The organism is Mycobacterium sp. NBC_00419, assembly GCF_036023875.1.
Taxonomy (GTDB): Bacteria; Actinomycetota; Actinomycetes; order Mycobacteriales; family Mycobacteriaceae; genus Mycobacterium.
On the sequence record NZ_CP107931.1, the window covers coordinates 2,198,100 to 2,218,692 of the forward strand.

Consider the following 20,593-nt stretch of genomic DNA (forward strand, 5'->3'; position numbering starts at 1 on the left):
TGGACCGACACTAGAACGTGTTCTACATCGAGTCAACCTGTTTCTCGGTCCATATCTGGAACGAGAAGGTACGATTCTGCAATGGTCAACGGTGAGTCGTCCAGTCGCTCCTCTCCCCCGACGCAGCGCGTGGTGGCGATTCTCGACTTCCTCGCCAAGCACCCGCACGACCAATTCGGCCTGTCGCAGCTGGCCCGTCGGCTCGATCTGTCGAAGCCGACGTGTCTGGGCATCGTCACCACGCTGACCGAGGCCGGCTACCTGGTGCGCGACCCCAAGGACAAGACCTACCGGCTGGGGCCCAGCCTGATCACCCTGGGTCAGATCGCGCAGGAGTCGATGCGGGTCAATCCGGCGGCCCGTGCCGAACTGGGCCGGCTGTCGAGGACGTTCAACACGACGGCGGCGCTGGCCGGTGTGGTCGACGACCGCATCACCCTGCTGGAACTCGTGGGCCCACCCGGTTCGGACGTCGGAGTGCGCGTCGGCGAGAGCTACCCGTTCGCGCCCCCGGTCGGTCTGATGTTCGTGCTGTGGGACGACGACGCGATGCGGGCCTGGTTGGCCAAGACGCCCACCATTCCGCTGCGCACCGACAGCCGCCGGCTCGAACGCGTCATCGCGGAGTGCCGCACGTCGGGCTACCTCGTCGAGCGGCTCACCCCGGCAGGGCGACGCCTCTACGCCCTGATGGCCGGCATGTCGAGCACGCTGCCCGACGAATTGCGAGCCCTGTTGGGCGAACTGATCTCCGACGTCGGCGAGCGGGTGCACCTGCGGGGCGAGCCCGGGACATCAGGCCCGCGCCAGCGCCACGACGTGAGTGTCATCTCCGCACCCGTCTACGACCAGCACCACCGGCAGGCGATGACGGTGTCACTGCAGATCGGGCGTGCGCTGACCGACACCGAGATCGCCAAGCATGCCCGTGGCGTCGTCGCCAGCGCCGACGCGCTCACCGCACAGCTCGGCGGGTCCAAACCGCTCTGGTGAGCACAGCGCGCCGTCAGCTGGTGGCCGCGAGCGCAAGCGGCAACACCGCCTGCGCACCGGCGTGGCGCACCACCCGCGCGGCCATCGTCAACGTCCACCCCGTGTCGGTCAGATCATCGACGAGCAGCACCGGTCCACCCGCGGCAGCGATGGCAGACGGATCCGGCGCCGACCACGATCCGTCAAGGGCGGCAACGCGATAGGCGGAGTTGGCCGCGCTGACCGGCCGCCGCCCGGCGGCGTATCGCAGCACCCCGAGATCGGTCAGTCTGCCGAGCCGGGCCACTTCACGCGCAAAGGAGGCGATCAGGACCGGATGGGAATCCGAATCCAGCGCCAGTACGGCGCTCGGACGGGTGGCCCAGCCCCAGGCGGCGAGCACCTTGACTGCCGCCTGCACCACGTCCTGGGGCACTTCGCCGTCGGGCTCGTCGAGCAGGCGGCGCAGGCGCGGGCCCCAGCCCAGGTCGGTCAGTCGCCCGATCGCGCGGCCCGGCTCCGGGCCGTCACCGATGCGGCCACTGAGGGTGACGCCCAGCTTGCCCAGCCCCGACGGCCACTGCTTGCGCGGGGTGATCTCCACGCCGGGACGCATCAGCCGCTCCTGGACCAGCGCCGTCGCGTCCTCGTTCACCGCGGCACCGAAGTGGGCGCCCGCGCAGTTGTCGCACCGGCCGCACCGCTCGCCGTCGGCGAGGTCCGGATCGTCGAGTTGCCTGCGCAGGAACGTCATTCGGCACTCGTCGGTGCTCTGGTAGTCGAGCATCGCCTGCTGCTCACGGCGGCGGGCCTCGTCGAGCTGGCGGTAACGGGCCTCGTCGTAGTCCCACGGTTGGCCGGTGCCCACCCACCCGCCTTTGACCCGCCGCACCGCGCCGTCGACGTCGAGCACCTTCAGCACCATCTCCAGCCGGGTGCGGCCGAGATCCACCTGCGGCTCCAGGGCGGGCGTCGACTGTGGGCGATCAGGCTCCAACGCACCAATCACGTTGCGCACCATGGCCTCCGAGGGGAATGCCACCGATGCGAAATAACGCCAGACGTCCTGGTCTTCACGTCCGGGCAACAGCACCACCTCGGCGCTGTCCGTCGAGCGGCCCGCGCGACCGACCTGCTGGTAGTACGCGATCGGCGAGGACGGCGCACCGAGGTGCACGACGAAGCCGAGATCCGGCTTGTCGAATCCCATCCCCAGCGCCGAGGTGGCGATCAGCGCTTTCACCCGGTTGCCCAGGAGATCCGCCTCGAGTTGTTCGCGTTCAGCGGTGTCCGTCGACCCGGTGTAGGCGGCCACCTCGTGGCCGCGCTCGCGCAGCAACGCCGCCACGTCGTGCGCCTGGGCGACGGTCAGCGTGTAGACGATCCCCGAACCCGGCAGCGAATCCAGGTGTTCGGCCAGCCAGGCCGTGCGCTGCGCCCCGCCGCCGGCCTGGACCACCGACAACCGCAACGACTCGCGGTCGAGCCCGCCGCGCAGCACCAGTGTGTCCCGCCCACCGACGCCCAGCTGGGCCGCGACGTCGTTGACGACACGATCGTTGGCGGTGGCGGTGGTCGCCAAAACCGGTACGTCCGAACCGAGTTCGGCGATCAAGGTGCGGATCCGCCGGTAGTCGGGCCGAAAGTCGTGACCCCAGTCCGAGACGCAGTGCGCCTCGTCGACCACCACGAGCCCGGCACCGGCGGCCAGCGCGGGTAGCACGGTGTCGCGAAATTCCGGGTTGTTCAGCCGTTCCGGGCTGACCAGCAGGACGTCGAGGTCGCCGCCGTTGATCCGCTGGTGGATCTCGTCCCACTCGGTGACATTGCCGGAGTTGATGGTGGCCGCACGAACGCCCGCGCGTTGCGCGGCGGCGACCTGGTTGCGCATCAGCGCCAGCAGCGGCGAGACGATGACCGTCGCACCGTGCCCGCGTTCGCGCAGCAGCTTGGCGGCGATGAAGTACACCGCCGACTTGCCCCAGCCGGTGCGCTGCACAACCAGGGCCTGGCGGCGCTGCACCACCAGCGCTTCGATGGCCGTCCACTGGTCGTCGCGCAACACAGCGGTAGGGCCTGCCAACTGCTCCAGGATGGCCTGGGCCTGCTCACGGGTCGCCACCGGCTGGGTCATGGGCACCATGGTGCCCTGTGGCCCCGACAGCGCGCCGGCTGCCTAACCGGCCGCCGCCGCTTCCTGCTCGCGCTTGATCTCCAGCGCGATGTCGATCAGCTGGTCCTCCTGGCCGCCGATCAGCTTGCGCTGCCCGGCCCGGTGCAGCAGCTGGTGCGCAGGCACGCCGTAGCGCTCCGACTGGCGGATGGCGTGCTTGAGGAAGCTGGAGTACACCCCCGAGTAGCCCATGATCAGCGCATTGCGATCCAGCAGGCATTCGGCGGGCATCGCCGGTGCGACGACCTCTTCGGCGGCGTCGGCGATCTCGAAGAAGTCGATGCCGGTCTTGACACCGATCTTGTCGAAGACCCCGATCAGCGCCTCGACGGGCGCATTACCGGCCCCGGCGCCGAACCGGCGGCAGGAGCCGTCGATCTGCTTGGCGCCGGCGCGCACGGCCTCGATCGAGTTGGCCACGCCGAGGCCGAGGTTCTCGTGGCCATGGAAGCCCACCTGCGCGTCGTCACCGAGCTCGGCGACCAGCGCCGCCACCCGGTCGGCCACGCCTTCGAGAACCAGCGCGCCCGCCGAGTCGACGACGTAGACGCACTGGCAGCCCGCGTCGGCCATGATCCGGGCCTGTTTGGCCAGCTTCTCCGGGCTGATGGTGTGGCTCATCATCAGGAAGCCAACGGTCTCCAGACCCAGTTCCCGGGCCAGCCCGAAGTGCTGGATCGAGACGTCGGCCTCGGTGCAGTGGGTGGCGATCCGGCAGATCGAGCCGCCGTTGTTCTGGGCTTCCTTGATGTCTTCCTTGGTGCCCACGCCCGGCAGCATCAGGAAGGCGATCTTGGCTTCCTTGGCCGTCTGGGCGGCCAGCTTGATCAGCTCCTGCTCGGGAGTCTTGGAGAACCCGTAGTTGAAGCTCGAGCCGCCCAGCCCGTCGCCGTGGGTCACCTCGATGACCGGGACGCCCGCGGTGTCGAGCGCAGCGACGATAGCGCCGACTTCTTCCTTGGTGAACTGATGGCGCTTGTGGTGGCTGCCGTCACGCAGGGAGGTGTCCGTCATCCGGACGTCCCACATCGGGTTGAAGTAGATCTCGTCAGTGCTCATGCCTGCGCTCCTCCGGATGAAGACACGGAACCCGCGCCCAGCATCTCTCTGGCGATTTCTTCGCCGACCTTGGTGGCCGCCGCGGTCATGATGTCCAGATTTCCAGCGTAGGGCGGCAGGTAGTCGCCCGCACCCTCCACTTCCACGAACGTGGTGACGAGGTGGTTGCCACCGTTGTAGACCGTCGGCTCGTCGAACTGCGGCTCGTTGAGCAACCGGTAGCCGGGCACATAGGTCTGCACCTCGGCGACGACATCCTTGATCGACTGCGTGATCGCGTCGTGGTCGGCGTCCTCGGGAATGGCGCAGAAGATGGTGTCGCGCATGATCATCGGCGGATCGGCCGGGTTCAGGATGATGATCGCCTTGCCGCGCTTGGCGCCACCGATGACCTCGACGCCGGCGCTGGTTGTCTTGGTGAACTCGTCGATGTTGGCCCGGGTGCCCGGACCGGCCGACGCCGACGACACCGAGGCGACGATCTCCGCGTACGGCACGTCCACGACGCGGCTCACCGCGTAGACCATCGGGATGGTGGCCTGGCCACCGCAGGTGACCATGTTGACGTTGGGGGCATCCAGGTGCGCGCGCAGATTCGCCGGCGGGATGACACCGGGGCCGACGGCGGCCGGCGTCAGGTCGATCGCCCGGATGCCGGCCTCGGCGTAGCGCGGCGCGGCGGCCTTGTGCACGTAGGCACTGGTGGCCTCGAACACCAGATCCGGCTTCTCCGACTGGGCGAGCAGCCAGTCGACACCTTCGTGGCTGGTCTCCAGCCCGAGCTTGCGGGCCCGCGCCAGGCCTTCGCTGTCCGGGTCGATGCCGATCATCCACCGCGGCTCGAGCCACTCCGAGCGAAGGAGCTTGTACAGCAGATCGGTGCTGATATTGCCTGACCCGACGATGGCTACCGAGCTTTTCTGGCCCATGTGGACGCTCCTCTTACTCGAATGACAGCCGGACTGAACCCAGCCCAGCGAAGTCGGCGACGAACTGGTCGCCAGGGCGGCAGTCGATGGCCCTGGTGCACGATCCCGGCAACACGATGTCGCCGGCTTTGAGGCGCACGCCGAAGCTGTCGACCTTGCGGGCCAGCCACGCCACGGCGGTGACCGGGTTGCCGAGAACGGCATCGCTGCGGCCCTCGGCCACCACCTCACCATTGCGGGTGAGCACCGCGTCGATGCCCTGAATATCGATGTCCTTGGGCGAGACGCGCCCCTTGCCGAGCACGAAACCGGCCGAGGACGCGTTGTCGGCGATCGTGTCGCACAGGGCGATCTTCCAGTCCTTGATCCGGGTGTCGATCAGTTCGATGGACGGGGCGAACGCCGCGGTGGCGGCCAGCACATCGTCCTCCGTGCACCCCTCACCGGGCAGGTCGTCGGCGAGGATGAACCCGACCTCGACCTCGACGCGCGGGAACAGGAAGCGTCCGGCCGGCACCGGCTTGTCCTCGAAGACCTCCATGTCGGCGAGCAGATGGCCGTAGTCCGGCTCGTCGACGCCCATCATCTTCTGCATCGCCTCCGAGGAGAGGCCCACCTTGTGGCCGACCACCCGGGCGCCCTCGGCGATGCGCTGGCGGATGTTGATGAGCTGGATCTCGTAGGCGTCGACGACGTCGATATCGGGGTGATTGGCGGTCAGTGGTGTCATCGGCACACGGCTGCGCTCCGCCTCGGCCAGCTCTGCGGCAAGTTCTGCGCGCGTGGCAACACTCAGCATTCCCGGCTGTCCCCTCATTGGTATGACCGGGGCGAACGACGCCCGGTGCAGGCGATTCTAGTGCCGTCCGGAACCCCATGGGCTAAGCGTTCCGCTGACCGGAAAGGCGGGGTCAGTAGCGCCCGGACGGGGCAATTCTATAACGTGTTCTAGTATGACAGCTCAGGAGTTCGACGTCGTCGTCGTCGGAAGCGGTGCCGCCGGCATGGTGGCCGCCCTTACCGCGGCCCACCAGGGACTATCCACGGTCCTCGTGGAGAAGGCCGCACACTTCGGTGGCTCAACCGCGCGCTCGGGCGGCGGGGTGTGGATTCCGAACAACGAGATCCTCAAGCGTGACGGCGTGACCGATACGCGAGAAGCTGCCCGCACCTACCTGCACCACATCATCGGTGACGTGGTCGAGCCCGAGCGCATCGATACGTACCTGGATCGCGGTCCGGAGATGATGTCGTTCGTGCTCAAGCACACCCCGCTCAAGATGTGCTGGGTGCCGGGCTACTCGGACTACTACCCCGAGGCCCCGGGAGGACGCCCGGGTGGACGCTCGATCGAGCCCAAGCCCTTCGATGCCAAGAAGCTCGGCGCCGACGAGAAGTTACTGGAGCCGGCGTACGGCAAGGTGCCCCTCAACGTCGTTGTCATGCAACAGGATTATGTCCGCCTCAATCAGCTCAAGCGCCATCCCCGCGGCGTGCTGCGCAGTCTGAAGGTCGGTGCGCGCACCATGTGGGCCTCGGCGCGTGGCAAGAACCTCGTGGGCATGGGCCGGGCACTGATCGCACCGCTGCGGATCGGTCTGCAGAAAGCCGGCGTGCCGGTTCTGCTGAACACCGCCCTGACCGACCTCTACGTCGAGGACGGCGTGGTCCGGGGTATCTATGTCCGCGACATGACCGGGCCGGAAGCCGCTGACCCGCAGCTGATCCGGGCCCGCCGCGCGGTCATCCTGGGCAGCGGCGGCTTCGAGCACAACGAGCAGATGCGCATCAAGTACCAGCGCGCGCCGATCACCACGGAATGGACCGTCGGCGCGGTCGCCAACACCGGCGACGGCATCGCTGCCGCCGAGAAGCTCGGCGCCGCACTGGAATTGATGGAAGACGCCTGGTGGGGGCCGACGGTTCCGCTGGTCGGCTCCCCCTGGTTCGCACTCTCGGAACGCAACTCCCCCGGTTCGATCATCGTCAACCTGTCGGGCAAGCGGTTCATGAACGAGTCGATGCCCTACGTCGAGGCCTGCCATCACATGTACGGCGGCGAGTACGGCCAGGGAGCCGGCCCCGGCGAGAACGTCCCGGCGTGGCTGGTGTTCGACCAGCAGTACCGCGATCGGTTCATCTTCGCCGGACTGCAACCCGGACAGCGCATTCCGAAGAAGTGGATGGAATCGGGTGTGATCGTCAAGGCCGACACCCTCGCTGAGCTGGCCGAGAAGACCGGCCTGCCGGCCGATTCGTTCCTGGGCACGGTCGAGCGGTTCAACGGCTTCGCCCGCTCCGGCGTCGACGAGGACTTCCACCGCGGCGAGAGCGCCTACGACCGCTACTACGGCGACCCGACCAACAAGCCCAATCCGAACCTGGGTGAGATCAAGCACGGACCGTTCTACGCGGCGAAGATGGTGCCCGGCGATCTGGGCACCAAGGGCGGTATCCGCACCGACGTCAACGGCCGTGCGTTGCGAGACGACGGCTCGGTCATCGAAGGCCTCTATGCTGCCGGTAATGTCAGCTCGCCGGTGATGGGTCACACCTATCCCGGCCCGGGTGGCACCATCGGTCCCGCGATGACCTTCGGCTACCTGGCCGCACTCGACATTGCCGGAGCCGCCGGGCCGGCGACATCGGGCACAAGAAAGGGCTGACATGCCAATCGATCTCGACGTGGCGCTCGGCGCCGAGCTGGACCCCATCGAGTTCTCCTGGACGAGCAGCGACGTGCAGCTCTATCACCTCGGCCTGGGCGCGGGCTCCGATCCGATGGACCCGCGCGAGTTGCGCTATCTGACCGACGGCACCCCGCAGGTGCTGCCGACGTTCAGCAGTGTGGCGGCCAGCTTCCACATGACCGAGGCGCCGACGGTGAAGTTCCCCGGTATCGACATCGAGCTGAGCAAGGTGCTGCACGCCAGCGAGGCGGTGACGGTGGCAGCTCCGATTCCGCCGAGTGGCACCGGTCGGTCGGTGCAGAAGTTCACCGAGATCTGGGACAAGGGCAAGGCCGCGGTCATCGTCAGCGAGATGACGGTGACCGACCCGGCGGGCAGTCTGCTGTGGACCAGCAAGCGGTCGATCTTCGCCCGCGGCGAGGGCGGGTTTGGCGGCGAGCGCGGACCGTCGACGTCGGTGGCCGCACCGGATCGTGCACCGGACTACGAGATCTCGATCCCGGTGTCGCCGCAGCAGGCGCTGCTGTACCGGATGTGTGGCGATCGCAATCCGCTGCACTCCGACCCCGAATTCGCCGCGGCCGCAGGCTTTCCGCGGCCTATCCTGCACGGACTGTGCACCTACGGCATGACCTGCAAGGCGCTGGTCGACACGCTCGTGGACGGTGACGCGACCCAGGTGAAGACCTATGGGGCCCGCTTCGCCGGCGTGGTGTTGCCGGGCGAGACCATCAAGGCCAGCATCTGGAAAGAGGACGGCCGCTTCGTCGGTGTCGTCACCGTTCCGTCGCGCGATGATGCCGTGGCGCTCTCCGACGTGGAGTTCGTCCCGGTTTAGTGGGCGTCGCCGCCGAGCGTTCCGGGTAGCGGAACGATCGCCCGGCCACCTACCGCGGCTTGCCAGAGTTTTGGGATGGCAGACGATGTTGTCCACCGCGTCTCCGTTGCCGGCACCGACACGTGCTTCGAGGTCCTCGAGGGCGAGCGAATTCTGGGCGCGGCACTACGAGCCGGGGTCTGGGTTCCGTTCGAGTGCGGCTGGGGAAGCTGCGGCACCTGCAAGATGACCCTCGTCGAGGGCGAGGCCGAGACGCTGTTCAGCGAAGCCCCCTCGATCAGTCCGCGCGATGCGCGGCGATCCCGGATCCTGGCCTGCCAGAGCACCGCAAAGTCCGACCTGGTGGTCAAGCCGACGTGGGTCGAGACCAGCCCCCGCAAGGGACGCGAGACCGGGCGCCACGCGGCCGTGCTCACCGATCGCGACGAGATCGGCCCCGCGATCTTCCGCCTCCGGTTCACCACCGACCGGCCGGTGGCATTCCACGAAGGCCAGCACGCCGTGATCGACGTCGGGAATAGCCTGCGCCGTTGTTACTCGATGTCGAACCGACCGGGCTCACAGCAGGTCGAGTTCATCATGAAGCGTTACGCCGGACGCGCCGGCAGCGAAGCAGTCTCCGCGCTGCCGACGGGAGCGGTGGTGCAACTCGAAATGCCATACGGCGACATGTGGATTCGCGACTCCACGGCTCCGGCGTGTTTGGTCGCCGGAGGCACCGGGATCGCACCGATTCTGGGCATGTTGCGCCGCCTGGCCGCCGATCACGACAGCCGGCCGGTGCGGGTGGTGTACGGCGCCAGCATCCGCGACGAACTGGTGTGCTGGCAGGAGCTGGCCGATCTGGTTCTCGAACTTCCCGACGCCGAACTGATCGGTGCACTGACGACCGCTCACCAGGGGTGGTCAGGCGTCGAGGGACTGGTGACCCACGCGCTCGAGCCGATGCTCGAGGGTCTGTCCAACGCCGACTTCTACGTCGCAGGGCCCCCGGTGATGACCAACGCCGTCACCGGCCAGCTCAAGGCGGCCGGCGTCCAGCTCGACCGGATCCGGTACGACAGCTTCGGCTGACCTGACGCCTATCCGGCGTCGGTGTCGATTTGCATGACAACCGCCTTGGGTTCGGTGAAGAACTCCCGGCTGAAGTTTCCGCCCTCGCGTCCGATACCGGAATCTCCGACCCCGCCGAACGGGGCACGCAGGTCGCGGATGAAAAAGCAGTTCACCCAGACGGTTCCGGCGCTCAGCTGGGCCGACACCCGGTGCGCACGGTTGAGGTTCTCGGTGAAGATCATCGCGTTGAGACCGTAGTGGGTGCTGTTGGCGCGGGCGACGGCCTCGCGTTCGGTGTCGAACGGCAACACCGCCACGACGGGGCCGAAGATCTCTTCACAGACCAGCCGCGAAGTGTCGGTGAGGTCGGTCACGACGGTCGGCTTGACCACCCAGCCCTCGCCGCGGCCACCGGTCCGGATCTTGCCGCCCTCGCTCTCCACCAGGTCCAGGTAGCGGCAGACCTTCGTGTAATGCTCCTCGGAGGCAAGCGGTCCGAACTCGGTGCCGTCGTCGGCCGGGTCGCCGATCACCATCTTCTCGGCGGCCCCGACGTAGCGCTCGAGGAACTCGTCGTAGATGTCGCGGTGCACGAACAGCCGGCTGCCGGCCAGACAGACCTGACCGGCATTGCGGAAGATCGCCTGAATCGACCAGGACACGGCGTTGTCGATGTCTGCGTCGGCGAACACGATGTTGGCACCCTTGCCGCCGAGTTCCAGACTGATCGGAATCAGATTGGTGGCAGCAGCTTTGGCGATGATGCGCCCAGTGCCCGACTCGCCGGTGAAGGTGATCCGGTTGACGTCCGGGTTCTCGGTGAGCGCCTGCCCGGCCGAGTCCGGCCCGAACCCGTGCACCACATTGAGCACGCCGGGGGGCAGCCCGGCCTCCTGTGCCAACCGGGCCATGATCGTCGCCGAGGCGGGGGTGTCCTCGGCCGGTTTGAGGACGACGGTGTTCCCCCATGCCAGCGCCGGGGCGATCTTCCAGGTCTCCAGCATCAGCGGGAAGTTCCACGGCGCGATGGCCGACACCACACCGGCCGGCTCGAAGCGGGTGTAACTGTGGTGGCCCGAATCCATCGGCAGAGTCTCCCCGGTGGAGAGCCGCGCGTGGTCGGCGAAGAACCGGAAGTTCATTGCCGAACGCGCGACGTCGTGGCGGGCCTGGGTGACAGGCTTGCCCATATCGCGGGAGTCGGCCAGGGCAAGCTCGTCGGTGTGCTCTTCGAGCAGGTCGGCAAGCCGGTTGAGCAGTCGTCCCCGCTGCGCGAAACCCATATGGGGCCAGGGGCCTTCGTCGAAGGCGCGGCGGGCGGCGGCCACGGCGGCGTCAGCCTCCGGCCTACCCCCCAGGGCGATGTGAGCCCATGGCTTACGTGTCCAGGGATTGATGGAGTCGAAATACTCCCCGGCGTCCGGTGAGGATTCGACGCCGTCGATCACATGGCCGAAGAACGGCAGATCCGTCATGACTTCTCCTGGTTCGCGCGCTCCTGCAACGTCACATCGCCTGCCGCCCAATGGGTCTTGGGCACCTCGTAGAGCACGACGCGGATGTTCTGTTGCGGCGCGTCGACCGCCTCTGACACTGCGGCGGTGATCTTGCTGATCAATGCCCGAAGCTGCTCAGGGCTTCTGCCCTGCGCCAAGGTGACCTGCACGAGTGGCATCACTGTCCTCCGGAGATGAAGATTGAACCCAGCGTGGTGAAGTGGAATGCCGTGCGGCTCCCCGGACCGGCGGGCAGCGCGTCGGTCATCCCCCCGGTCAGCACAATCTGCCCCGGCTCGATGGCCTTGCCGCGGCGGCCAAGGTCATTGGCAGCCAGGGCGAGTGCTTCGGCCGGATGGTTCTGTACCGCAGCGCCGGTCGCCGAATCGACCACCTTGCCATCAGCTTCCACGAGGACAGCTTCCAAAGCCAGGTCGATGTCGTACGGGTCACGGGCTACAGGACCGAGGATGAAGGCGCCCGACGAGGCATTGTCGGCGATGACATCGGTGAGGGTGAAGCGGAAATCCCGGTAACGCGAGTCGATGACCTCCGCGCCGGCGTAGACCGCCTCGACCGCCGTCAGTGCCTGCGCCGCGGTCACACCCGGCCCGCTGAGCCGGCTCTTCATGACGAAGACGATCTCGGGCTCGACCCGCGGGTGTATCAGCAGATCCTGCCGAACCGGCTCCCCCGCAGGCAGAATCATCGCGTCGGTCAGCCAGGCGACCAGCGGCGCGTCGACGTTCATCCGACGCTGCTTAGCCCGGCTGGTCAGCCCGAGCTTCACACCGATCAGTTTCTCGCCGCGCGCCTCGCGCCGGCGCAGGGTCTCGTTCTGGATGGCGTAGGCGGTGCCGACGTCTAGGTCGGGCCACTCGTCGGTGATCGGATCGCGATCGAACCGGCCGTCCTCGGCGGCCAACAGTTCGGCTGCGGCCCGCTCGACCGACCACGCTGTGGTCACGACTGCTCCCCATCTGCGGCGATGACCGCGGTGACCGAGCCCAGACCGGCCAACGTCGCGGTGATGACATCGCCAGGTTGGAACGGAATGGACGCCGTGATAGACCCGGGCAGGATCACTTGGCCGGCGTGCAGGGCCTCGCCTCGTTCGCCGAGCGTATTGGCCAGCCAGGCAAGGGAGTTCAGCGGTGAACCCAACACCGCACCGCCGGCCCCGGTTCCGGCGATTTCACCGTTGCGGTGCAGGACACACCCTCCCAGCCGCAAGTCAACCTCCCCGATTCGGCGAGCTGTACTACCCAGCACCACGCCGCCACTCGAGGCGTTGTCGGAGATGGTGTCGACGATTCCGATCTGCCACTCGGCGATTCGCGAGTCGATGATCTCGAGCGCGGGCAGCGCGAAAGCGACAGCCGCAGCGGCGGCCGCCACGGTCACCCCCGGCCCGGCTAGGTCGCGGCCGAGCACGAAAGCGACCTCAGGTTCAGCCCGAGGCTGCAGAAAACGGGCGGCGGGAATCGGGACGTGCTCGGGGAAGAACATGTCATCCATCAGATGCCCGAAATCCGGCTGTGCCACGTTCATCTGGGTCTGCATGGCCGGGCTGGTCAGCCCCACCTTGCGGCCCAGCACTCGACGACCCCCACCCACCCAGACAGCGACCTGGGCCAGCTGGATCCGGTAGGCGTCGTCGATGGTCAGCCCGGGGAAGCTCGACACGAGCGGGGCGACAGGCTCACCGGTTCGGTAGGCCGCCAACAGGGCTCGAACCGATTCGTCGATGGCCTCGGCTGTGCCGGGGACGAGCCCGGTTCCGGCGTACTGCACGCAACGGACTCTATGCAGCCCGCAGGCCACCCAGGCGACGTGTTCCGAGCCGCGGAACGCTCGCCCTACTCGCTCAGGCCGACCTGAACGCGTATCGGGCCGCGTATTCCGCGGGGTCCCACAACGGGGCACCGGTGACCGGTAGCGCGGTGATCGAGCGCCACTGCACGATCCACACCCGGGCCGAGTCGTCGAGGACCCATTCGCAATCGACCGGCTGGCCGGCCAAGTCCGCGACGGCACGCACCCGATCCGCCAGCGCGACGGCCTCATCGGTGGTCAGGGCCGCGGTCAGCGCTTGGTCAGCGGGCAACTCGACGTGTTGCATCCGCCGGTCTTCGCTGTACACCAGGGCGATCTTCTTGTCGCCGGTCTCGTAGCGCAGAACGCGGCCATCATCGGCAATTTCGATCCGGTCCGGATTGACCACACCCTGAACCACGGGCTCCCCGAAGCCCCAGCTGCCTTCGATGACCAACCGGTCGTCACGACCGGTGACGGGGTCGACGGTGAACGCGACCCCCGAGCTGCGGGCAGGCACCATCAGCATCACCCCGACGGCCATCGACGGATTCGGGTGATTCGCGCCCAGCCGCTCACGGTAGGCCACCGCACGTTCACTGTGCAGACCCGACCAGCACGCCTCTACCGTGGCCACGACCTGATCAGCACCCCGCACCCCCAGGAAGCTCTCGTAGATCCCGGCGAAGCTGGCCTTGGCCCCGTCCTCGTCGACCGCTGAACTGCGGACAACCACAGGCCTGTCGGTCCCACCGCACAATCCCTCATAGGCGGCGGCGATCTCGGCGGCCAGGCTCTCACCCACTCCGTCGGAGCTGCCCTCGTATGCCGACGGAGTCACCACGAATCCCGGCGGCACGTCGATGCCTTGCCGGATGAGCTCCCCCAGCCTGCCCATCTTCGGTCCGGCGTTGTCGGTGTTGGCCTGCGCGAGGTTGATAACGGTGCTCATTGCGCGCCCCTCAGGATTGTGACGGTGCCCGTCGCACCGTCGACTTGAACGTCGTCGCCATCTCGGATGGTGGAAGTGGCCACGCCGCACGCGGTCACGGTCGGCACGCCGTATTCGCGGCCGACGATTGCCGCATGCGACAGGGTGCCGCCGCTGTCGCATACACACCCGGCAATCCAGCTGAACGCCAATGTCCAACTAGCCGAGGTTGATTCACAGACCAGGATGTCACCTGAACTGAGCTTGTCGAGATCACCCGCTTCACGGATGACCTTGGCACGGCCGCGTGCGGTGCCCCGCGCGGCGGGTATGCCGTGCAACGTGGTGACCCGCACACCGGCGGCCTCGGCCCGCACTGCCTCCATGTAACCGCGATCCAGTCCATAGATTTCGATCAACAGCGGGTCATCGATGGCTTCGGGCACCGCGCCCAGCATCTTCGGCATCTCCGCACGACGGCCATGCCAGTGGTCGAAGTACTGCCTGCGCGCCTCGATCGTCTTCTGCATCCCGTAGTAGCCGCGCTGCCGTTCGGCGATGTCGAGTAACTCCGGCCAGAACAGGAACATCGTGTCGTCGTAGCAATCGGTGCCCAACCGCTCGGCCAGTTCCAGCGCCACCCAGCGCACCGGAAGAGAAGCACGCAGGTCGATGTAGTAGTTGTGGTCGTCCTGCCACCACGGAAAGTTCGCATGCTGCACCGAGATCAAGCCGGCGTCGAACACCTGCTGCTCCCGGCGGGTCAGCCGGCCACGCGCCTCGTCGATCGCGGTCTCGCGTTCCTCCACAGCAGCCGCATGCGCGGCGTCGAAGTCGTGGGGATGATCCTGGCGCAAGAACTCCGCGACAGTGCCCAGCACCGGCGTCGGGTCTTCCATCCAGCTCGGCAGAGCGACATCAGCGGTGCCTGCCGTGCGGTAACCGTAGACACCGAGGAAATCGGAGAGCCGGCCCAGCCAAGCTCGCCCGGCGTCGGAACGTCCGAGCGCGACGGCCAACCCGTCGGGCGGGGTCGCGGCGAACACCATGTCCAACCCACCGGACCGGGCGTCAGCCGCGAGTTGCCACAGCGCCCTGTCGGTTTCGCTGATCTTGGTTTCGTAGCCCTGTAGGAACCTGGCGACGGTACCCGCGTCGAAACCAAGCTCGCGGCACACACCGCGGAACCCGAGATAATTGGACAGCAGGGGGTACATCATCTCGAAATGGATCTCGAAGAGGCGCCGGTAGTAGCAGCGCGCCTCCACCAGCATCATCGCGAGTTCGTCGTCGGAGAGCGCCGATATGTCGCGGGAAGCCATTGACTGCCAACCTATTTCGATCTCAGCGCGCCGCTGACGCCAGATCAGGTCGAATCGGTCCAGAAAGCCCGGCAGGTAGGCCCGCATGCGCCGGTCCCTGGCGGCGATCTCCCGCTTGTTGCGAACCGGCACGACCGCGGCGTAGGTGTGGGTGCCCGCGATCCGCTGTGTCATCCCGCGGCCCTGCGGCAAGGGCATCTGCTCAGCCGCCCACTGAGTGCCCCAGGAATAGCCGTCCTCGTTCCAGATCATCCCGAGCGGCGTGAGGCCGCGCGCCCAGTGAAAGTCAAGGAACCAGAATCGGTCCTTGTCGGCGGCGGTGAAGCTGCGGAACGGTTCGACGATGTAGGGCGAGTGGCCGAATGACGGGGTGAAGCCCGGATACCACTCGTCGGTGAAGAAGTCCTCGATGCTCAACATGGCGACGTCGACTCGCGCCTAGGTCCCCCACGGCACGAGGCGGCCCAATCGGCGCGCGGCCTCCACCACCAGGCGGGTGAACTGTTGCTCGCAGCGGTCCATCACCTCGGTGCGGCCCACGATCGACAGCGCGGCCCGGGCCCGCCCGGTGCCGTCGTAGATCGGGGCCGCCACCGACATGGCGCCGCTGGCGACCTCGTCACGGTTGATGGCCACCCCAGCCCGCCGGATCTTGGCCAGCGTGGCGTCCCACTCCTCGACGCTGCGGACCGAGTTGGGTGTGATCGGCGGGAACGAGGCACGGCGCCGCGCCTCGGCGACGGCGGGGTCAAAGGCCGCCAGCACCTTGCCCGTGGCCGAGCAATGCGTGGGGAACCGACGCTCGGGCAGGGTGTCGAAGATGTCGAGGCCCTCGCGGGACTGCAGGCGTTCCAGGTGAACCACATCGCAGCCGTCGGCGATACCGAGGTGGATGGTGTGGCCGGTGCGCTGCCGCAAGTCCTCCATGATCGGCAGGGCGGCCTGGCGCAGTCGGCTGCGGCTCACCGAGAGCTGGCCGAGCTCATAGAGATGCAGGCCCAGCCGGTAGCGGCCGGTGTCGGGGTTCTGCTCGACGAACCCGCGGCCGGCCAAGGTGGACAGCATCCGGTGGGCGCTGCTCTTGGCGACTCCCAGGCTGCGCGCCAATTCGGACACGCCGAGCTCGTCGTCGCTCATGAAGCAGTCGAGTACGTCGAGCGCGTTGGCAACCGACTTCAGAGCATCGTCACGATGCCGGGGGGTCACCAGCGGTCCGGGCCGAGCTCGGTCGGCAATGCTCATACCTGCTCCCGTCGCGTGACTTGCGTGCAAAGTATGAACCACGTGAATTACCTCCATACGGGTTTGGCGTTGATCGCTCACGGAACTCGGGACAGGAAGTCCGCCACCAGCGCGGCAAACGGTCCCGACCGCTCGATCTGGGTCCAGTGGCCGCACCGGCCGAACACGTGCAGCTCGGAGTCATCGATCAGTTCATGCAGCCGCAGCGAAGTCGCCAGCGGAATGACCTTGTCGTCGCGACCGTGCACGATCAGAGTCGGCAACGTCAGCGCGGCGATCTGCTCCTGCGGGGTGCTCAGCGCGTCCACCCAGCGCTGCCGGGGAGCGGGGAACATCGCGGCGAACGACTCCTGGAATCCCGGCCGGATACTGGCCTCGTAGCGCACCTGGGCCAACTCGTCGGTGACGAGTTCACGGGAGTAGGCGAAGTAGTCGAGCATCCGGCGCATGGCGTCCGGCGACGGCTGGTAGCCCCATACCGCCTCCAGCGCTTCGGTGATGGGGAACGCAACGCCGACGCTGCCCATCAGGACCAGACGCTTGACCCGCTCCGGGTGGGTTACCGCCAGCCGGAGCGCCACCGCCCCGCCGAAGCTGTTTCCAACGACTGACACGTTCTCGAGCCCGAGGGCGTCGAGAAAGCCCGCCAGTTGGTCGACCCAGTTCTGCAGGGTGTAGCTGAACCCGACGGGACGGTCGGTGAACCCGAAGCCGACCATGTCGGGGGCATAACAGTGGAACCGGTCGGCCAGGGCGGAAAGCGTCTGTCGCCAGTTGGCGTAGGCCGTCACACCAGGCCCGGAGCCGTGGACGAACACCACGGGTTCGCCGGTGCCGACTTCCAGGTAGTTCGTCGAAATGCCGTTCGCGACAACGGCTTTTCCGATCTCCGGTGCCGCGAGCATGGTCACGAGGTCCTCAGCAGGGGGCTGCGTATGCCGCCGCCGGACTTGTCGGAGCTGTCGAAGAAGTCCTCGCGGTAGATGTCACGGGGAAACAGCCGCTTACCCATCAGCATCTTCAGGGCCGCTTCCACCATCGGTGGCGGCCCACACAGATAGGCGACATGGCCCGCGCAGGTCTCGAAGTCGACGTCGACCGCCTCGGTCACGTTACCGTGTCGGATACCGTGCACCTCCTCCTGCGACAGCACCGGCCGATAGCTGAACTGCCCGCCGGAGCCTGCCGCCAGCTCGGTGAAGTAGTCGACGTCGTAGAGGTCGGCCTGGGTCCGGGCGCCGTGATAGAGGTACAAGCGCTGCGGGGCACCGGTTTCCAGAACGTGGCGCACCATGGCCTTCAGCGGCGCGAGACCGGTACCGCCGCCGATCAGGATGGCCGGTTCGGCGCGCTGCTCGCGCAGGAAGAATCGGCCGTACGGCCCGGACAGTGTGACCTCGTCGCCCTCGGCGAGCCCTGCGAACACCCAGCCGTCGGTGGCCAGCCCACCGGCCGTACGCCGGATGTGGAGTTCGAGCTTGTCCTTGCTCGCCGGCGGTGTGGCCACCGACCAGCTGCGGGTCACCGCATGCCCCGGGATCCGTACCTGGACGTACTGACCGGGGTTGAGCTCGATTGTGCCGTCGAGTGCAAGTTCGACGCGGCGAATGTCGTTGGCGCAGTCCTCGAGCAGCGTGACAGTCGCGTTGAAGTCGCGCACCGAGTGGAAGACCACACCGTCTTCCTCTTCGACATCGGCCTCGATGGTGACGTCGCTCTTGGGGCGTGCGGTGCAGATCAGCGCCTTACCCTCGGCGCGCTCGGAGTCCAGCAGCGCGAACGCCGACGCTTCGCCGAGATCGACGTCTCCTTCGACGACCTCGACCTTGCAGGTGGCGCAGGTGCCGTGGGTACAGGCGTGGGGCAGGTTGACCCCCTGGCGCAGGCACGCCTCGAGGATGGATTGGTCCTCCCGGCAGGACACCTCGACTCCGAGCGGTTCGACGGTGATCGTGTGGGTGTGGGTCACCTCACGATCGTCCGGCCGGACCGGCCTGGCTCATAGCAGCGTTCCGCTATACGGACCGGGCTCCGAAAGCCCTAGTGAAGTGCGGCTGCGCCGGACTCGGCGATGGCGCGGTCCTGCTCTGCACTTCCACCGCTGACCCCGACCGCACCGGCGAGGAGGCCGCCCGAGCGCACCGGGACACCGCCGGCAAAGACGATCAGCCGGTCGGTCTTGACGATGCCGTGCAGCAGCGCCGGCTCGTCCTCGATCACGCTGAACCACTCATGGGTGGCCAGGCCGCCGAATGCCGCCACCGTGTAGGCCTTGTCCTGCGCGATGGACACCGACAACAGGGCCGCGCCGTCCATCCGGGCGAAAGCAAGTAGATGACCCGCCCGGTCGGTGACGGCCACGCACACCGCCACTGCGAGTTCGTCGGCCGCCCTCAGGCTTGCGTCGAGCACCCGCTGTGCGCCGGACAGAGTGAGTGTTGGGACAGCGACGACGGCTGCCGCATCGACGGCCACGCTCTAGGTGACCACGGTGGTGAAGCGCTCGTTGATCTCGCGGCCGTGATAGAAGATTCCTTTTTCGGCGTTGGTCCAGGTGATCGTCGGGAAGTCCGGGTAGGTCAGATAGCCGCCCGCGAAGACCTCATTGCGATTGCCAGAGGGATCGAAGAAGTAGATCGTCTGGCCGCGGGTGATGCCGTGCCGAGTCGGCCCCATGTCGACCGACACGTCGTCCATCGAGAACAGGTCGCCGGCCCGCAGAATCTCATTCCAATCGCCCAACTGGAAGGCGAAGTGGTGGAGCTTGCTGTTCGGCCCCTTGATGATGGCGATGTCATGCGGGGTGTTCGAGCAGAACAGCCACGTGCCGAGCAGCTGGCCATCGTCGGAGTGGTCGGTCAACCACCGCTCCGCGGGCCGGAAGTCGAGCACCTCTTTGAAGAAGCGCTCGACGGTGTCGGGCTCCTCGGCAGTCAGCAGAGCGTGGTCGATCCGGGGAACACCGACACCGACGAGGTCGCGCGGCCAGGCCTCCGGATTGAGGACCCCGGTGGCGGTGCCGGTTTGTTCGGCCTCGTGATACAGCTCCACAACGTGGTCGGACGGCAGCACGATACGCAATCCGTCACTGACAGCGAGGTTCTCGCCCTTGCTCATCCGTTCGGTGATGACCCCGAACGCCTGGGCGCGCTTCTCATAGATCTCGATGTCCTCGGGGCGTTCGACCTTGTAGCCGAGCTTGACCAAGCCGACGCCGCCGTCCTCGAGGACCACCGAGTGATGGTCGTACTCGTCCCAGGCCTTCAGGAACACCTTCCCGGGCTGCTCGGCGACTTTCTGCATGCCCAAGGTGTGGCAGTAATGACTGAGTGCGTCGTCCATATCGGTGACTCGGGCATGGACATATCCCAGACGCATGACGCTCATTGGACTGTGGTTCCTTTCACTGACCTGGTGCTGACTTGATTCCGCTGAGGAATGGCAGGATTCCGACTCGGCGAAGTTGGTCCTCGGCGTCGAGTCGGATGACAACGTCGGTGACGGGAACTGCCCGGCAGCTCAGACACACACCGCCGTCTCGATCGCTATCAGGGAGAACGGTTTCGGCTACGGTCTTGGGGTAGGCCACCTCGCCCGAGACGAGGTGCACTTTGCACACCCCGCAGCCTCCGCGCCGGCAGCCGAACTTGTAGGTGTAACCCCGCCGACAGAGAGCTCCGAGAATGGGCTCACCCGGGCGGGTCTCGACCTCCACGTCGTAGCCCTCGACCGACACCGCAGGCACGTCAGCCGACCTGAAACGACACGGTGTGTTTGTGGCCGATACCGAGTTCGGTCAACGACGCATCGGCACGGACCCGCACCGGGTTGTCGTCGATGAACCAGTCACGTTCGGAGCCCGGTTCGAAATCGGGATCGGATGCGGCCCAGGGCTCCACGACGCCGGTGACGAACTCGCCGAACGGCATCGCCTTGGGAACCCGGAAGGTCGCGGCCGATGCGAGGAAGGTGTTGTCACGCCACCAGACGTGGACAAGTTGGTCGTCGCCATACAACTCGGCGCGTGAGCGCGACGGGAACTTGTATTCACCGATTGCCCGCACACTCAT

Annotated in this window: 21 protein-coding genes; 4 read left to right on the forward strand and 17 right to left on the reverse strand. The window is 67.1% G+C overall.

Features of this window, described 5'->3' with window-relative positions:
• Positions 1-81 precede the first annotated feature (81 nt).
• Complete coding sequence (locus tag OG976_RS10395) at positions 82-993, forward strand: IclR family transcriptional regulator (RefSeq protein ID WP_328361486.1); 912 nt, start codon at positions 82-84, stop codon at positions 991-993.
• A 13-nt stretch (positions 994-1,006) separates the two neighbouring features.
• Here OG976_RS10395 and OG976_RS10400 read toward each other — a convergent pair whose 3' ends face one another.
• The 4 genes from OG976_RS10400 to OG976_RS10415 are packed head-to-tail and all read right to left on the reverse strand — an operon-like array spanning position 1,007 to position 5,932.
• Entirely contained in the window at positions 1,007-3,094 is a 2,088-nt protein-coding gene (locus tag OG976_RS10400) for a RecQ family ATP-dependent DNA helicase (protein WP_328363372.1), read from the reverse strand.
• A gap of 54 nt (positions 3,095-3,148) precedes the next feature.
• Entirely contained in the window at positions 3,149-4,204 is a 1,056-nt protein-coding gene (gene dmpG / locus OG976_RS10405; protein WP_328361489.1) for a 4-hydroxy-2-oxovalerate aldolase, read from the reverse strand.
• On the reverse strand, positions 4,201-5,133 hold the full coding sequence (locus OG976_RS10410) for an acetaldehyde dehydrogenase (acetylating) (RefSeq protein WP_328361496.1): 933 nt from the start codon (positions 5,131-5,133) through the stop codon (positions 4,201-4,203). The genes dmpG and OG976_RS10410 overlap by 4 nt, the downstream gene beginning before the upstream one ends.
• A 13-nt stretch (positions 5,134-5,146) precedes the next feature.
• Positions 5,147-5,932: a 2-keto-4-pentenoate hydratase gene (locus OG976_RS10415; protein WP_328361499.1), complete on the reverse strand. Its 786-nt coding sequence runs from the start codon at positions 5,930-5,932 to the stop codon at positions 5,147-5,149.
• 154 nt (positions 5,933-6,086) lie between these two features.
• Between OG976_RS10415 and kstD the strand changes: the two genes are divergently transcribed.
• The 3 genes from kstD to OG976_RS10430 all read left to right on the forward strand — a co-directional run bounded on the left by kstD (position 6,087) and on the right by OG976_RS10430 (position 9,735).
• A complete protein-coding gene (gene kstD, locus OG976_RS10420; RefSeq protein ID WP_328361502.1) occupies positions 6,087-7,799 on the forward strand; it encodes a 3-oxosteroid 1-dehydrogenase in 1,713 nt (570 codons plus the stop codon).
• 1 nt (position 7,800) lies between these two features.
• A complete protein-coding gene (locus tag OG976_RS10425; RefSeq protein WP_328361505.1) occupies positions 7,801-8,661 on the forward strand; it encodes a MaoC/PaaZ C-terminal domain-containing protein in 861 nt (286 codons plus the stop codon).
• 75 nt (positions 8,662-8,736) lie between these two features.
• Positions 8,737-9,735, forward strand: a complete 999-nt coding sequence (locus OG976_RS10430; protein ID WP_328361508.1) for a 2Fe-2S iron-sulfur cluster binding domain-containing protein — start codon at positions 8,737-8,739, stop codon at positions 9,733-9,735.
• An 8-nt stretch (positions 9,736-9,743) separates the two neighbouring features.
• On the opposite strand, the gene OG976_RS10435 is transcribed toward OG976_RS10430, so the two are convergent.
• The 13 genes from OG976_RS10435 to OG976_RS10495 all read right to left on the reverse strand — a co-directional run bounded on the left by OG976_RS10435 (position 9,744) and on the right by OG976_RS10495 (position 20,593).
• Positions 9,744-11,192, reverse strand: a complete 1,449-nt coding sequence (locus tag OG976_RS10435; protein WP_328361511.1) for an aldehyde dehydrogenase — start codon at positions 11,190-11,192, stop codon at positions 9,744-9,746.
• Positions 11,189-11,392: a 2-hydroxymuconate tautomerase gene (locus tag OG976_RS10440; RefSeq protein ID WP_328361514.1), complete on the reverse strand. Its 204-nt coding sequence runs from the start codon at positions 11,390-11,392 to the stop codon at positions 11,189-11,191. The genes OG976_RS10435 and OG976_RS10440 overlap by 4 nt, the downstream gene beginning before the upstream one ends.
• The gene (locus tag OG976_RS10445; RefSeq protein WP_442930450.1) at positions 11,392-12,180 is read right to left on the reverse strand and encodes a 2-keto-4-pentenoate hydratase; all 789 of its coding nucleotides are present in this window, start codon (positions 12,178-12,180) and stop codon (positions 11,392-11,394) included. The genes OG976_RS10440 and OG976_RS10445 overlap by 1 nt, the downstream gene beginning before the upstream one ends.
• The gene (locus OG976_RS10450; protein ID WP_328363378.1) at positions 12,177-12,962 is read right to left on the reverse strand and encodes a 2-keto-4-pentenoate hydratase; all 786 of its coding nucleotides are present in this window, start codon (positions 12,960-12,962) and stop codon (positions 12,177-12,179) included. Before OG976_RS10450 ends, OG976_RS10445 begins: the two co-directional genes overlap by 4 nt.
• 118 nt (positions 12,963-13,080) lie before the next feature.
• Positions 13,081-13,980, reverse strand: coding sequence for a PEP/pyruvate-binding domain-containing protein (locus OG976_RS10455; RefSeq protein ID WP_328361517.1), 900 nt, complete (start codon positions 13,978-13,980; stop codon positions 13,081-13,083).
• Positions 13,977-15,701, reverse strand: coding sequence for a PEP-utilizing enzyme (locus OG976_RS10460; protein ID WP_328361520.1), 1,725 nt, complete (start codon positions 15,699-15,701; stop codon positions 13,977-13,979). Before OG976_RS10460 ends, OG976_RS10455 begins: the two co-directional genes overlap by 4 nt.
• Positions 15,702-15,719: 18 nt before the next feature.
• Complete coding sequence (locus tag OG976_RS10465; protein ID WP_328361523.1) at positions 15,720-16,523, reverse strand: IclR family transcriptional regulator; 804 nt, start codon at positions 16,521-16,523, stop codon at positions 15,720-15,722.
• Between the two features lie 77 nt (positions 16,524-16,600).
• Complete coding sequence (locus OG976_RS10470; RefSeq protein ID WP_328363381.1) at positions 16,601-17,428, reverse strand: alpha/beta fold hydrolase; 828 nt, start codon at positions 17,426-17,428, stop codon at positions 16,601-16,603.
• A 2-nt stretch (positions 17,429-17,430) separates the two neighbouring features.
• Entirely contained in the window at positions 17,431-18,492 is a 1,062-nt protein-coding gene (locus OG976_RS10475; protein WP_328361526.1) for an NADH:ubiquinone reductase (Na(+)-transporting) subunit F, read from the reverse strand.
• Between the two features lie 71 nt (positions 18,493-18,563).
• Positions 18,564-18,998, reverse strand: a complete 435-nt coding sequence (locus tag OG976_RS10480) for a GlcG/HbpS family heme-binding protein (protein ID WP_328361529.1) — start codon at positions 18,996-18,998, stop codon at positions 18,564-18,566.
• Positions 18,999-19,001: 3 nt separating this feature from the next.
• A complete protein-coding gene (locus tag OG976_RS10485; RefSeq protein ID WP_328361532.1) occupies positions 19,002-19,910 on the reverse strand; it encodes a catechol 2,3-dioxygenase in 909 nt (302 codons plus the stop codon).
• Between the two features lie 16 nt (positions 19,911-19,926).
• The gene (locus OG976_RS10490) at positions 19,927-20,268 is read right to left on the reverse strand and encodes a 2Fe-2S iron-sulfur cluster-binding protein (protein WP_328361535.1); all 342 of its coding nucleotides are present in this window, start codon (positions 20,266-20,268) and stop codon (positions 19,927-19,929) included.
• 1 nt (position 20,269) lies between these two features.
• On the reverse strand, positions 20,270-20,593 hold the full coding sequence (locus tag OG976_RS10495; RefSeq protein ID WP_328361538.1) for a phenol hydroxylase subunit P4: 324 nt from the start codon (positions 20,591-20,593) through the stop codon (positions 20,270-20,272).

Excerpts from the sequence above, each read along its gene's own strand:
- OG976_RS10465 (WP_328361523.1), bottom strand. The coding sequence starts at position 16,523 with ATGAGCATTGCCGACCGAGCTCGGCCCGGACCGCTGGTGACCCCCCGG.
- OG976_RS10425 (WP_328361505.1), top strand. The coding sequence starts at position 7,801 with ATGCCAATCGATCTCGACGTGGCGCTCGGCGCCGAGCTGGACCCCATC.
- OG976_RS10470 (WP_328363381.1), bottom strand. The coding sequence starts at position 17,428 with ATGCTCGCGGCACCGGAGATCGGAAAAGCCGTTGTCGCGAACGGCATT.
- OG976_RS10495 (WP_328361538.1), bottom strand. The coding sequence starts at position 20,593 with ATGAGTGTGCGGGCAATCGGTGAATACAAGTTCCCGTCGCGCTCACGC.
- dmpG (WP_328361489.1), bottom strand. The coding sequence starts at position 4,204 with ATGAGCACTGACGAGATCTACTTCAACCCGATGTGGGACGTCCGGATG.
- OG976_RS10435 (WP_328361511.1), bottom strand. The coding sequence starts at position 11,192 with ATGACGGATCTGCCGTTCTTCGGCCATGTGATCGACGGCGTCGAATCC.
- kstD (WP_328361502.1), top strand. The coding sequence starts at position 6,087 with ATGACAGCTCAGGAGTTCGACGTCGTCGTCGTCGGAAGCGGTGCCGCC.
- OG976_RS10415 (WP_328361499.1), bottom strand. The coding sequence starts at position 5,932 with ATGCTGAGTGTTGCCACGCGCGCAGAACTTGCCGCAGAGCTGGCCGAG.
- OG976_RS10410 (WP_328361496.1), bottom strand. The coding sequence starts at position 5,133 with ATGGGCCAGAAAAGCTCGGTAGCCATCGTCGGGTCAGGCAATATCAGC.
- OG976_RS10395 (WP_328361486.1), top strand. The coding sequence starts at position 82 with ATGGTCAACGGTGAGTCGTCCAGTCGCTCCTCTCCCCCGACGCAGCGC.
- OG976_RS10440 (WP_328361514.1), bottom strand. The coding sequence starts at position 11,392 with ATGCCACTCGTGCAGGTCACCTTGGCGCAGGGCAGAAGCCCTGAGCAG.
- OG976_RS10485 (WP_328361532.1), bottom strand. The coding sequence starts at position 19,910 with ATGAGCGTCATGCGTCTGGGATATGTCCATGCCCGAGTCACCGATATG.
- OG976_RS10430 (WP_328361508.1), top strand. The coding sequence starts at position 8,737 with ATGGCAGACGATGTTGTCCACCGCGTCTCCGTTGCCGGCACCGACACG.
- OG976_RS10455 (WP_328361517.1), bottom strand. The coding sequence starts at position 13,980 with ATGAGCACCGTTATCAACCTCGCGCAGGCCAACACCGACAACGCCGGA.
- OG976_RS10460 (WP_328361520.1), bottom strand. The coding sequence starts at position 15,701 with ATGTTGAGCATCGAGGACTTCTTCACCGACGAGTGGTATCCGGGCTTC.